The 11,557-nt window shown below is 70.6% G+C and carries 12 protein-coding genes; 3 read left to right on the top strand and 9 right to left on the bottom strand.

The features are described 5' to 3' along the window. The first annotated feature begins 8 nt into the window (after positions 1 to 8). Entirely contained in the window at positions 9 to 1,433 is a 1,425-nt protein-coding gene (locus AC07Y4_RS11325; RefSeq protein ID WP_495274534.1) for a serine hydrolase domain-containing protein, read from the top strand. Between the two features lie 5 nt (positions 1,434 to 1,438). On the opposite strand, the gene AC07Y4_RS11320 is transcribed toward AC07Y4_RS11325, so the two are convergent. The 7 genes from AC07Y4_RS11320 to AC07Y4_RS11290 all read right to left on the bottom strand — a co-directional run bounded on the left by AC07Y4_RS11320 (position 1,439) and on the right by AC07Y4_RS11290 (position 7,918). After that, a complete protein-coding gene (locus AC07Y4_RS11320; protein WP_495274533.1) occupies positions 1,439 to 2,671 on the bottom strand; it encodes an RNA polymerase sigma factor in 1,233 nt (410 codons plus the stop codon). Further along, positions 2,668 to 3,042, bottom strand: a complete 375-nt coding sequence (locus tag AC07Y4_RS11315; protein ID WP_159271118.1) for a YciI family protein — start codon at positions 3,040 to 3,042, stop codon at positions 2,668 to 2,670. Before AC07Y4_RS11315 ends, AC07Y4_RS11320 begins: the two co-directional genes overlap by 4 nt. A gap of 150 nt (positions 3,043 to 3,192) precedes the next feature. Further along, positions 3,193 to 4,554, bottom strand: coding sequence for an NAD(P)H-dependent oxidoreductase (locus AC07Y4_RS11310; RefSeq protein ID WP_495274532.1), 1,362 nt, complete (start codon positions 4,552 to 4,554; stop codon positions 3,193 to 3,195). Positions 4,555 to 4,559: 5 nt separating this feature from the next. After that, entirely contained in the window at positions 4,560 to 5,435 is an 876-nt protein-coding gene (locus AC07Y4_RS11305; RefSeq protein WP_495274531.1) for a phytanoyl-CoA dioxygenase family protein, read from the bottom strand. Then, entirely contained in the window at positions 5,432 to 6,142 is a 711-nt protein-coding gene (locus tag AC07Y4_RS11300; RefSeq protein WP_159276143.1) for a GntR family transcriptional regulator, read from the bottom strand. The genes AC07Y4_RS11305 and AC07Y4_RS11300 overlap by 4 nt, the downstream gene beginning before the upstream one ends. 84 nt (positions 6,143 to 6,226) lie before the next feature. Beyond that, a complete protein-coding gene (locus tag AC07Y4_RS11295) occupies positions 6,227 to 7,252 on the bottom strand; it encodes an LLM class oxidoreductase (protein ID WP_495274530.1) in 1,026 nt (341 codons plus the stop codon). A 33-nt stretch (positions 7,253 to 7,285) separates the two neighbouring features. Then, positions 7,286 to 7,918 carry a glutathione S-transferase family protein gene (locus AC07Y4_RS11290; RefSeq protein ID WP_495274529.1) on the bottom strand — a complete coding sequence of 211 codons (633 nt, stop codon included), beginning with the start codon at positions 7,916 to 7,918 and terminating at the stop codon, positions 7,286 to 7,288. A 119-nt stretch (positions 7,919 to 8,037) separates the two neighbouring features. Between AC07Y4_RS11290 and gcvA the strand changes: the two genes are divergently transcribed. Together gcvA and AC07Y4_RS11280 are read left to right on the top strand one after the other, a co-directional pair. Further along, positions 8,038 to 8,952: a transcriptional regulator GcvA gene (gcvA, locus tag AC07Y4_RS11285; protein WP_495274528.1), complete on the top strand. Its 915-nt coding sequence runs from the start codon at positions 8,038 to 8,040 to the stop codon at positions 8,950 to 8,952. A 9-nt stretch (positions 8,953 to 8,961) separates the two neighbouring features. Further along, positions 8,962 to 9,918, top strand: coding sequence for a threo-3-hydroxy-L-aspartate ammonia-lyase (locus AC07Y4_RS11280; protein WP_495274527.1), 957 nt, complete (start codon positions 8,962 to 8,964; stop codon positions 9,916 to 9,918). 9 nt (positions 9,919 to 9,927) lie between these two features. Here AC07Y4_RS11280 and AC07Y4_RS11275 read toward each other — a convergent pair whose 3' ends face one another. Both AC07Y4_RS11275 and miaA read right to left on the bottom strand, forming a co-directional pair. Continuing rightward, positions 9,928 to 10,578: an ABC transporter ATP-binding protein gene (locus AC07Y4_RS11275; RefSeq protein ID WP_095746026.1), complete on the bottom strand. Its 651-nt coding sequence runs from the start codon at positions 10,576 to 10,578 to the stop codon at positions 9,928 to 9,930. Then, a partial coding sequence (gene miaA / locus AC07Y4_RS11270) for a tRNA (adenosine(37)-N6)-dimethylallyltransferase MiaA (RefSeq protein ID WP_495274526.1) occupies positions 10,575 to 11,557 on the bottom strand: 983 nt, incomplete at its 5' end. The genes AC07Y4_RS11275 and miaA, both read right to left, overlap by 4 nt.

Here is an 11,557-nt window from a genome sequence, read left to right as displayed (position 1 = left end):
TTCCGACGATGCGGCTTCTGCCCTCCGCCTGGTGCCGCCGCTGGCTGGCGCCCTGGCTTCTCGTGCCCTGGCTGGCGGGCGCGGCGAGTGCGCAACTCGCACCACCGTCCGCACCGCTCTCGCTCGCCAGCGACCCGGCCGTGCTGGCCCGCACGGCGCTCGGCGCCGAGCGCGGCACGCTGGTGGTCGGCGTGCTGCGCGGCGACAAGGCCGCCTACGGCATCGCCCACAACCCCGAGCCGCTGGTGGCGCGCGCCATTGCGGCGGCCAGCGCGGAGCAGCCGATGTTCGAGATCGGCTCGGTCACCAAGGTCTTCACCGGCCTGCTGCTGGCGCAGGCCGTGGAGCGCGGCGACGTGGCGCTCGACGACAGCGTGGGCAAGCTGCTGGCCGGCCACGCCGAGGGCGTGCCGCCCGCCGTGGCGTCGATCACGCTGCGGCAGCTCGTCACCCACACCGGCTGCCTGCCCGTGATGGCCGACGGCGTGACCGGCGGCGCCGCGCTGGCCGAGCAGTTCCGCAGCTTTGACCTGCCGATGTTCTGGGCCGCGCTCGCGCGCATCCACCTCACGGGCGTCGCGGCGCCGTGCGAGGCGCGCTACAGCAACTTCGGCATGGCGCTGCTCGGGCAGCTGCTGGCGCTGCGCTACGGCACCTCGTGGGGCGAGCTGGTGCGTGCGCGCATCACCGAGCCGCTGGGCATGAACGACACCGTGATCCCCCTCGGCGACAAAGCTTCGCGCATGGCGCCGCCGTTCGCGGGCGACCAGCGCCAGCGCCGCTTCGACATGCATGCCTACGCGCCCGCCAGCGCGCTGCGCTCGACCGCCGCCGACATGCTGGCCTTCAGCCGCGCCATCCTCGCCGGCGCCCACGGCCCGCTGGGCCCGGCCGCGGCGCGGCTGCTCACGCCGCTCGCGCGTTACGAGGGCGCCGAGATCGGCTATGCCGTGATGGTGCGCGGCCCCGAGACCGGCCGGCGCACCTACTACCACGCGGGCGTCACCGAGGGCTACCGCACGCTCTGGCTGCTGGCGCCCGACACCGGCGAAGCGCTCATCGTGCTCGCCAGCAACCAGCGCGCGCCGCTGCAGCCCGTGATGCTCGCCATCGGCAAGAGCCGCTACCCGGTGCCGACGACCGAAGTGCCCATCGATCCGAAGCGCCTGCCCGACTACGCGGGCGAATTCCGCGTCGGCAAGGCGCAGGTGCTGGGCTTCACCGTGCGCGACGGGCGTTTGCTGGCGCGTGAATCGGGCAAGGGCTACAACCTTCTCACGCCCACGGGGCCTGATCGTTTTGCGGTGACGGCGATCGGTGCGCAGTTCGTGTTCCGGCGTGGGGAGGGCGGTGAGGTGAATGGCGTCACGCTGACGCAGGGTGGCAGCCGGCTTGAAGGGCGGCGGGTCGGCATTGCTGTGCCGCAGGACTGAGCGCCTCAGGCCCGCTCCGACATCGTGTGCAGGTACGCCCGCACCGCGCCATTGCTGCTCAACCCGATCGCCCGGTCGTACGCCTGCCGCGCCGCCACGCGCGCACCGCCGGCCGCGAGCAGGTGCGCACGCGCTGCCCAGAACGGCTGGTAGTTCGCCACCTCGTCCGACGGAATCGCATCGAGCGCGCGCAGCCCGGTCTCGGGCCCGCGCGCATTCGCCAACGCGCACGCCAGGCTGACCTGCGCGCCGATGCTGGGCCGCAGCGCGAGCAGGCCTTCGTACAGCGACACCAGCACCTCGGGCGGCACCGGTGCGCCCGCGCGGCGCTCGCAGTGGGCCGACTGGATCGCGGCCTCGAGCTGGTAGGGCCCGAGCGACTGCATGGCCGACGCGATGCGCAGGTGGTGCTCGGCCTCGGCCAGCAGCGCGTGGTCCCAGCGCGTGATGTCCTGCTGGTCGAGCGGCACGTAGGCGCCGGCCTCGGTGCGGCGCGCGGCGGTGCGCGCCTCGCAGAACAGCATCAGCGCCAGCAGGCCCAGTGGCTCGGGCTCGGCGGGCAGCAGGCGGCACAGGATGCGGCCCAGGTCGATGGCCTCGGTCGTCAGGCCGCGCGGCAGGGCGTCGGCGCCGTCGACGTCGTCCCAGCCGGTGCCGTAGGCGGCGTAGATGCCGTCGAGCACGTCGCGCAGCCGGTGCGGCAGGTCGCGCGCCTGCGGGTACTCGAAAGGAATGCCGGCGGCGCGGATGCGGGCCTTGGCGCGCACCAGCCGCTGGCCCAGCGCGGAAGGCGAGGTGAGGAAGGCACCGGCCATGCGCGCGGCATCGAGCCCGAGCACGGTCTGCAGCATGAGCGGCGCGCGCGCGGCGGCGTCGATGGCCGGGTGCGCGCAGACGAACAGCAGGCGCAGCCGCTCGTCGGGCACGGTGGCGGCATCGGGGTCGGCCTCGTCCATCTCGCCGGCGAGCAGCAGCAATGTCTGCGTGGCGTCGTCCTGCACGCGGCTGTGGCGCCAGGCGTCGAGCTTGCGGTGCCGCGCGACGCTCAGCAGCCAGGCGTCGGGCTGCACCGGCACGCCGTCGGCGGGCCAGCGCTCGAGCGCGCGGGCGAAGGCGTCGGCCAGGGCGTCTTCGGAGGCCGCGATGTCGTGCGTGCGGGCGGACAGGATGGCCAGCAGCCGCCCGTACGACTCGCGTGCCGCGCGTTCGGCGGCGTGGTGTGCCGCCGGAGTGGTCACGTCTGGCTCGCGCCCGCCGCTGCGGTGGCGGTGAAGACCGGCCGGACTTCGACACCGCCACTGGCGGCGCAGGGCGCACGCGCGGCCCATTCGAGCGCCGCGTCGAGGTCGGGCACGTCGACCACGAAGTAGCCGCCGAGCTGCTCCTTGGTGTCGGCGAAGGGGCCGTCCTGCACCTGGCGCTTGTCGCCGCGCACGCGCAGCGTGGTGCCGGTCATGGGCGGCAGCAGGCCGTGGCCGCCGAGCGCGACGCCCGACTGGCGCACCGCGTCGGCGTACGCGACCCAGCTGGCGCGGTAGGCCTGCGACGAGGGGTCGTCACGTTGTTCGAATTCGGCGGCGGGTTGGTAGAACATCAACATGTACTGCATGGTGTTTCTCCGTGAAGGAAAAGCTTGCCGAGCAAGATTGCTCACCACAATGACGGCCCGCAACCGGTCATTTCGACACCGGACCGGTGCCGAGCAGAAGATTCTTGATCTGTTCGCTCTTTGGCGCAACGTGGGCGCCAGGCCCCGCGCTCAGGCCGCGCGGGCGCGCACCGCGGGCGTGAACAGCGCTTCCATTTCCTGGCGCAGCCGGTAGGCGGCGGTGGTGGTGTCCATCGCCACGTCGGCCCAGCTCAGGCTCTGGCCCTTCTTGACGGGGCGCACGAGCTTGACGTTGTGCGCCAGCCCCAACGGCAGGCCGCCCAGGCGCAGCGAGCGCTCGGCCGGCAGCAGCTTGCCCCAGACGGTGTAGCCGCCTTCGCCGTCGAGCATCTCGCCCGCCGCGAGGTCGCGCTTGGCGGTGGCGACCACGTCGGCGTTCCAGCCGGTGGCCACGCCGGTGGGCTCGCCGCGCAGCGCCACGCTGGCCACCGACATGCCCACCTCGAGCCCGATCAGGTGCCAGCGCTTGTACAGCGTGAAGTAGCGCCCGCTCGGGTCGGTGTGGGCGTTGTATTCCTCGAAGCAGTTCTTGATGTAGTCGGTCTCGGCCTCGACCGTGACCCACACGCCCATGCGGATGTCGTAGGGAATCTTGCGGCCGTCGGCCTCGAGCGACGAGATCACCTCGACCATGCCCTTGCGCTCCAGCACGCCGCCTTCGCTCTTCGGGCGGGTGACGAAGGGAATGTCTTCCACGCTCGCGGGCGGGTAGAGCAGGCCGTCGGAGGGCACGCCCAGGCCGGTGGCGTTGGCCACGGCCGAGCTCTCGATCGATGGCTTGGAGCCGTCGAGAAAACTGTTGAACATCTTCGGGTTGAGCCCGCCGCGCTTGGCCTGTTCGGGCGTGAGGCCGTAGTTGCCCCACACGGTCTCGGGCGTCGATTCGGTGAAGTGCGGCAGCCACTTGTGGCCGCGCCCGGCCGCCACCACCGGAAAGCCGCAGGTGCGGGCCCAGTCGACCAGGTCGCAGATCAGCGCGGGCTGGTCGCCGAAGGCCAGCGAATACACCACGCCGGCCTGCTGCGCCTTGTGCGCGAGCAGCGGGCCGCAGAAGGCGTCGGCCTCGACCGTCACGTTGACCACGTGCTTGTCGTGCGCAAAGGCGTCCAGACAATGGTCGACCGCGGCGACCGGGTTGCCGGTGCACTCCACCACGATGTCGATGCTGGGCTCGCGCGTCACGGCCTGCCAGTCGTCGGTGATCCAGGTGGCGCCGGTCTTCAGCGCCTCCTGCACCGAGCCGGCGTTGCTGCGCTCGGCCTGCCAGCCCACGCGCTCCAGGTTGACGCGCGCGGCGGCGGGCGAGAGGTCGGCAATGGCGACCAGCTGCACGCCGGGCGTGCGCGGAATCTGCGCCAGGTACATGGCGCCGAACTTGCCGGCGCCGATCAGGCCGATGCGGATGGGACGGCCTTCGGCGGCGCGTTGTTGCAGGCGGGTGTGCAGGCTCATGGCGGTCAGGCTTCCACGGTTTCGATGACGTCGGGCGAGGTGCGCAGCGCGCTCTCGGGCAGGCCGTCTTTCCACGGCACCTCGACGGGGTAGGGCGTCAGCAGGCAGTCGTCGGGCAGCATCTCGATCGGCGTGAAGTCGCGGTGCGCGATGTACTCGGGCCTTTTGTGGCGGCGGATGTGGTTGCTGACCGCGCACAGGCTCAGGTACACGGCCACGCGGTTGAAGGGCGAGAGGTTGCTGCCCGAGGCATGCACGAGGCAGCTGTGGAACAGGATCATCGAACCGGCCGGGCCCTTGGGCGAGACGATGCCGCCCTGCGTGCCGCCGGCGCGGTCGACCAGCTGGCGGATCAGGTCGTTGTCGACCGTCCACAGCGGGTAGCTGGTGGTCGTGAGGTCATGCTTCGCATCGACCACGCCCTTGCGGTGGCTGCCCGGAATGAACATCAGCGGGCCGTTGTGCTCGGTCACTTCGTCGAGAAAGATGGCCACGTTCATCGCTCGCTCGGTGGGCATCAGGTCGTCGTTGAGCCAGGTGCCGTAGTCCTGGTGCCACTGCCACACGTCGCCTTCGAAGGCCATCTTGCCGTTGATCTTGAACTGGTGCATGTAGACCGCTTCGTCGAACAGGTCCATCACCGGCTCGACCATGCGCGGATGCCGCGCCAGCCGCGCGAAGGGCTCGCTGATGAGGTGCGCCGCGAAGTTCGTGCGCACGGCGTCGGAGCCCTTCTCGCGCACGTTGAAGGCCGCGCGCTTGCTGTACAGGTCGGGCACCGCCTCGGTCAGCACCTTGGTCTCTTCGGGTGAGAAGTGGCCGGGGAAGAACAGGTAGCCCTCGCGCTCGAACTGCGCGCGTTGCTCGGGGGTCAGCTTCATGCCTTGTCTCCTTTTTTGGTGGGGGTTCCAGATGCGGATGCCGTGCGTGCCAGCTGCTGCGCGAGCCGCTCGGCCAGCGCGTCGCTGGCGCGCGAGACGTGCTCGTCGCTCAGGCGCGCGGCGCGTTCGACGTCGCCGGCGGCAATGGCGTCGGCAATGGCTTCGTGCTCGTCCCACAGCGACTCGCGCTGCGGCTCGGCCTGCAGCACCGCGCCCATCGCGCGGCGCAGGTGGCGCCAGTGCGGGTCGGCGCTCTGGCCGATCAGCGGGTTGCCCGAGGCGGCGTAGATGGCCTGGTGAAAGGCCACGTCGGCATCGATCATGGCTTCGACGTTGCGCCCGCGCGCCGCGCGCCGGCCGCGCTCGATGAGCTTGGGGTCGATGCGAAAGCGCTGCTGCGCCGCCAGCCGCGCGGCCAGCACGTCGAGCGCGCCGCGCACCTGGTAGACCTTGCGCATCGCCTCGGCCTCCAGCGGCGCCACCAGCACGCCGCGCCCGGGCGCGTCCTGCACGAAGCCGTCCTTCTTGAGCAGCCGCAGCGCCTGCAGCACCGGCTGGCGCGACACCGCGAGCCGCGCCGCGATGTCCTCCTGCGTGAGCCGCTCGCCCGGCGCGAGCGCGCCGCTGCTGATGGCGCCGAGCAGGGCGCGGTAGACCTGGTCGACGAGGTCGGGGGCGACTTCGATGCTGAGCAACTGGGCGGGCATGGTGGGCCTTTTCTGAACTCTGTATACAGAGTACGGACTTCGGCCCAGGGGTGCACTGGGGGTTTTCACCCACGCCGTGGCGGGCTACCAGGGGGCTCGCAGCGGCGCGATGCCCTCATGGGAAGGAAAGTGCGGCAGCACTTCCTCGGCCAGTTCCTGGAGGACTTCTTTCGCAGGTCGGCGCGAGAATTGCACGCCGAGCGCGGCATGGTTGACGCCGGCATCGCGCCATTCCGCCAGCAGGGCGATCAACCCCTTGCGGCCTGTCTTGAGCACGTAGCCTCCGTTCATCGGGGTGCGCGGATGGTCGGGGTCGTCGCTCAGGTCGATCCACTCGTTGGTCATGTGCGGGCGGAAGCCGCCGCCGGGAATCAGCGCGCGCCAGGCGCGGATCTTCTCGGCCAGTTGGCGCGGCCCCATGACGTTCTGCGTCGAGCCCGGGTAGGTGAGCCAGCCGTCCGCGTGCGTGCCGATCCACTCGAGCGACTGCTGCGAGGAGCCGGTCACCATCAGCGGGATCGCGCCGCTGGCGGGCCGGGGCAGCAGCGTTGCATCGCTCAGCTGCCCCAGCGGCGACGCGATGGGGCCGGCGCCGGGCTGCACCAGCTGCCGGAAGTAGGCGACCGATTGCGCGAAGCGCGCGCCGCGTGTGCCGTGCTCCAGGCCGTAGGCGGGAAACTCGACGGGGCGGTCGCCCGACGCCACGCCGAGCACCAGCCGCCCGCCCGAGAGCTGGTCGATGGTGACCGCCGCCTTGGCGAGGTCGATCGGATGCCGCAGCGAAAAGATCGCGCTCCCGATCGCCAGCGACACGCGCTGCGTGCGCGCGGCCAGGAAGGCCAGGTAGGTGAACGGATCGAACACCTGGCCTGCGTCGCCGAAGCGCGGATCGAACAGCGGCACGTCGCGCGCCCAGATGGCCGCAAAGCCCTGGCGGTCGATGTCGGCCAGCAGCGCCGACTGACCTTCGAGCACGGCCATGTCGCCCTCGAAGAAGCGCAGCGGCAGGAAGATGCCCAGCGTGAGCGCGTCGGGCGCGAACATGCGGCGGTAGCCGGGGTGGGTGGCGAAGGCGTGGGCGGAGGCGCCGGTGGGCAGAGAAGCTTGCATGTCAGAGGTTGGAAGAGGAAGGGGAAGGCAACGTCAGGCGTCCGTCGCGGGTTCGGGCAGTGCGATGCCGCGTTGCACGGCCGGCCGTGCGGCCATGCGTTCGTGCCACGCGGTCAGGTGGCGGTGGCGGCTGAAGTCGAACGCGACGATCCGCGCGATGTGCGTCCAACCAAAGGTCGCGATGTCGGCCACGGAGTACGAATCGCCCGCCAGCCAGTGGTGGCTTGCGAGGTGACCGTCCAGCGTCGAGAACGCGGCCTCGGTGAGCTCGCGATATCGGTCGATGGCCTCGGGGTTGCGGTGTGCGGCAAACCGTTCGAAATGCACGCGCTGCCCCAGCAGCGGCCCCATGCTCGACGCATGGAACATCAGCCACCTGATCGCCTGCCAGCGTGCGGCAGGTTCCGTCGGCAACAGATGCCCGGCCTTGTCGGCCAGGTACAGCAGGATGGCCGCGGACTCGAACAGCGTGATGCCGGCCGCGTGGTCCACGAGCACGGGAATGCGGCCATGCGGGTTGAGCGCGAGGAACGCGGGGAGGCGGTGCTCGCCGCGGTCGATGCGCACGTGGTGCAGCGTGTAGGGGAGCGCCAGTTCTTCCAGCGCGATGGTGATCTTGAAGCCGTTGGGCGAGCTGTCGGTGTAGAGCGAGAGGCTTGGTGTCATGAAAGATAGAAAATCTGATTTCCTTGGGCATCGATGAACCGATGCTAGGGAGAGAGAATCCGATCGACAAACGATGATTCGTCGATCAAAAAATCAGTTTTGCTAATGACTGGAAACCCATGGGAAGCGTCTTGCCTTTGCTCGCCTTGCGTGCCTTCACCGAAGCCGGCCGGTGCGGCAGCCTCAAGGCCGCCGCCGAAGTCCTGGGCGTGACGCCGGGCGCAGTGAGCCAGCAGATCCGCGTGCTCGAACAGCGCCTGAACGTGTCGCTGTTCGTGCGCGAGCGCTACGGCGTGCAGCTCAGCGAGGCCGGCGCGCGCATCCATCCGAACCTGGTGCGCGCGTTCGACCAGATCGAACACGCCGTGTCCGTGCTGGAGGCCGCGTCAAAGCAGCAGACCCTCACCGTGAGCACCGTCGCGTCCTTCGCCGCGAGCTGGCTCGTGCCGCGCCTGGGCGCGTTCTCGGCGTTGCACCCGGAGATCGAGGTGCGGGTCGAAGCGTCGTCCAAGCTGGCCGATCTGCAGCGCGACGGGGTCGACGTCGCAATACGCCACGGGCTGGGCGTGTACCCCGGCCTGCAGGTCGAGCGACTGATGGCACCCGTGCTCTTGCCGGTGGCCAGCCCCTCGCTGCTGGCCCAAGGCCCGGCGATCCGCAAACCCGCCGACTGCCTGAAGTACACGCTGCTGCACGACAGCGACCGCGCGGACTGGGCGCTGTGGCTGCAGGCGCACGGCGTCGAGCCTGAGGATGCCGCGCTGCGTGGTCCCGGTTTCGAGGAAGACCTGTTGCTGCTGCGCGCCGCAGCCGCCGGCCAGGGCATCGCGCTCGTGCAGGACACGCATGCGCAGGAGTACCTCGATGAGGGCCGCCTGGTCGTCGCGCTGAACAAGCGCTGGCCCGCTCGCTTTGCCTACTACCTGGTGAGCAAGCCGGGCGCCACGCGGCGGCCGGCGGTGAAGGCGTTTTCGGAATGGGTGATGGCGCAGGCGGCTCCCCCCGCGCGTGCGCCGCACGCCGGCAGCCGCTAAGCTTGCGCGATGCAACTCCCTACCTACGACGACGTCATCGCCGCGGCCGCGCGGCTCGAAGGCCATGCCCACCGCACGCCGGTGCTGCAATCGACCACCGCCAACGAACGCTGGGGCGCGCAGTTCTTCTTCAAGTGCGAAAACTTCCAGCGCATGGGCGCGTTCAAGTTCCGCGGTGCGTTCAATGCGCTGTCGAAGTTCGACGCGGCGCAGCGCAAGGGCGGCGTGATCGCCTTTTCGTCAGGCAACCACGCGCAGGCCATCGCGCTGTCGGCGCGCCTGCTGTCGATGCCGGCCGTGATCGTCATGCCCAAGGACGCGCCCGCCGCCAAGGTCGCGGCCACCAAGGGCTACGGCGCCGAAGTGGTGATGTACGACCGCTTCACCGAAGACCGCGAGGCGCTGACGAAACGGCTCGCGCAGGAGCGCGGCATGACGATGATTCCGCCCTACGACCATCCCGACGTGCTCACGGGGCAGGGCACGGCGGTGAAGGAACTCATCGAAGAGACGGGTCCGCTCGATCACTTGTTCGTGTGCCTCGGCGGCGGCGGGCTGCTGTCGGGCTCGGCGCTGTCGGCGCGTGCGCTGTCGCCCGCCTGCAAGGTCTACGGCGTGGAGCCCGAAGCCGGCAACGACGGCCAGCAGTCGCTGCGCGCCGGGAAGATCGTGCACATCGACACGCCCAAGACCATCGCCGACGGTGCGCAGACGCAGCACCTGGGCGAATACACCTTCGGCATCATCAAAAGGGATGTCGACGACATCTTCACCGTCACCGACGAGCAACTCGTCGAGGCGATGCGCTTCTTCGCCGAGCGCATGAAGATGGTGGTGGAGCCGACGGGGTGCCTCGCGTTCGCGGGCGCCATCGCGGCTGCGAAGGCGATCGAAGGCCAGCGCGTGGGCATCGTGATCAGCGGCGGGAACGTCGATCTGTCGCGCTACGCCTCGCTGATCGGCTGAGCTTTCTTTTCAGGCCCGGATACCGCTCGCCGTCAGGTGCAGCAACCGGTCTGCGCGCGCCGCGGCGCTCTCCGAGTGCGTGACCAGCACCAGCGACGCGCCGTGCTCGCGCGTCTGGCCGATCAGCAGGTCCATCACCTTCGCGGCGGTCGATGGGTCGAGGTTGCCGGTGGGTTCGTCGGCGAGCAGCAGCGCGGGACGGTGCACCAGCGCGCGGGCGATCGCCACGCGCTGCAGCTGGCCGCCTGAGAGCGTCTGCGGCAGCCGCGCGCCCATGCCGGGCAGGCCGACGGCCTCGAGCATGTGGGCCACGCGCGCGTCTTCGCGCGGGCGGCCCAGCAGCATCAGCGGCAGCGACACGTTCTGCGCCACGTCGAGGTGCGGCAGCACATGGAAGGCCTGGAACACGAAGCCCACGTGCTGGCGCCGCCACAGCGCGCGGGCCTCGCCGTCGAGCGCGCCGATGTCGGTGCCGTCGTGCGACACGCTACCTTCATCCCAAGTGTCGAGGCCGGCCATGCAGTTGAGCAGGGTCGACTTGCCCACGCCCGATTCGCCCACGATGGCGACGAACTCGCCGGGCGCGACCTGCAGGCTCACGTGTTCGAAGACAGGCGCGTCGCCGTAGTGCTTGCCGAGGTTGGAGAGGTGCAGGGTCATGCGGGCGTCGCCCCGCGTGCGATGTGAGCGATCTGTGCGATGTGCTGCACGGCGGCCTGCACCGCGTCGGGCGCGTCGCAGGCGATCACGGTGCGCTGCGGCATGCTGCGCAGCCAGGTGATCTGCCGCTTGGCGAGCTGGCGCGTGGCGGCGATGCCGCGCTCGCGCAACTCGTTCAAGGCCTTGGCATCGGGCGGTGCGTCGCCGCAGGCGTCGAACATCTCCCAGGCCTGGCGGTAGCCGACGCAGCGCATCGAGGGCAGGTCGGGCGACAGGTCGCCGCGCGCGCGCAGCGCCTTCACCTCGTCGAGAAAACCGGCTGCGAGCATCGCGTCAAAGCGCTCGGCGATGCGCCCGTGCAGCCAGGCGCGGTCTTCGGGTTCGAGCGACACGAGCACGCCGCCATCGACGGCCTTGGCCGCCTTGGTGTCGCTCGCGTGGAAGCTCGACAGCGGCTGGCCGCTGCTTTCCCACACCTCGAGCGCGCGCTGGATGCGCTGGCTGTCCTGTGGCGCGAGCCGCGCGGCGGTGACGGGGTCGACCTGCGCGAGCCGTGCATGCATGGCGGGCCAGCCGAGCGCGGCGGCTTCGGCATCGAGGCGCGCGCGCACGGCGGGGTCGGCGGCGGGCATGGCGTCGATGCCGTCGAACAGCGCCTTGAAGTACAGCATGGTGCCGCCCACCAGCAGCGGCAGCGCGCCGCGTGCGCGGATGGCGTCGATGAGCCGGGTGGCGTCGGCCACGAAGGCGGCGGCGCTGTAGCTGTCGCGCGCATCGAGGATGTCGATCAGGTGGTGCGGCACGGCGGCCTGCTCGGCGGCGGTGGGCTTGGCGGTGCCGATGTCCATGCCGCGGTAGACCAGCGCCGAATCGACGCTGACGATCTCGACCGGCTGCAGCCGGGCCACGGCCAGGGCGACGGCGGTCTTGCCGGACGCGGTGGGGCCGGCGAGCGCGATGTAGCGCGGGGGAACAGGGG

This window comes from Variovorax sp. GW460-12-1-14-LB1 (genome assembly GCF_059423605.1).
This window is presented reverse-complemented; position numbering and strand designations above follow the sequence as displayed.

Bases quoted from the DNA above. Each gene is read 5' to 3' on its own strand.
- AC07Y4_RS11325 (WP_495274534.1), top strand. From the start codon at position 9: ATGCGGCTTCTGCCCTCCGCCTGGTGCCGCCGCTGGCTGGCGCCCTGG.
- AC07Y4_RS11315 (WP_159271118.1), bottom strand. From the start codon at position 3,042: ATGCAGTACATGTTGATGTTCTACCAACCCGCCGCCGAATTCGAACAA.
- AC07Y4_RS11310 (WP_495274532.1), bottom strand. From the start codon at position 4,554: ATGAGCCTGCACACCCGCCTGCAACAACGCGCCGCCGAAGGCCGTCCC.
- AC07Y4_RS11305 (WP_495274531.1), bottom strand. From the start codon at position 5,435: ATGAAGCTGACCCCCGAGCAACGCGCGCAGTTCGAGCGCGAGGGCTAC.
- AC07Y4_RS11300 (WP_159276143.1), bottom strand. From the start codon at position 6,142: ATGCCCGCCCAGTTGCTCAGCATCGAAGTCGCCCCCGACCTCGTCGAC.
- AC07Y4_RS11295 (WP_495274530.1), bottom strand. From the start codon at position 7,252: ATGCAAGCTTCTCTGCCCACCGGCGCCTCCGCCCACGCCTTCGCCACC.
- AC07Y4_RS11290 (WP_495274529.1), bottom strand. From the start codon at position 7,918: ATGACACCAAGCCTCTCGCTCTACACCGACAGCTCGCCCAACGGCTTC.
- gcvA (WP_495274528.1), top strand. From the start codon at position 8,038: ATGGGAAGCGTCTTGCCTTTGCTCGCCTTGCGTGCCTTCACCGAAGCC.
- AC07Y4_RS11280 (WP_495274527.1), top strand. From the start codon at position 8,962: ATGCAACTCCCTACCTACGACGACGTCATCGCCGCGGCCGCGCGGCTC.
- AC07Y4_RS11275 (WP_095746026.1), bottom strand. From the start codon at position 10,578: ATGACCCTGCACCTCTCCAACCTCGGCAAGCACTACGGCGACGCGCCT.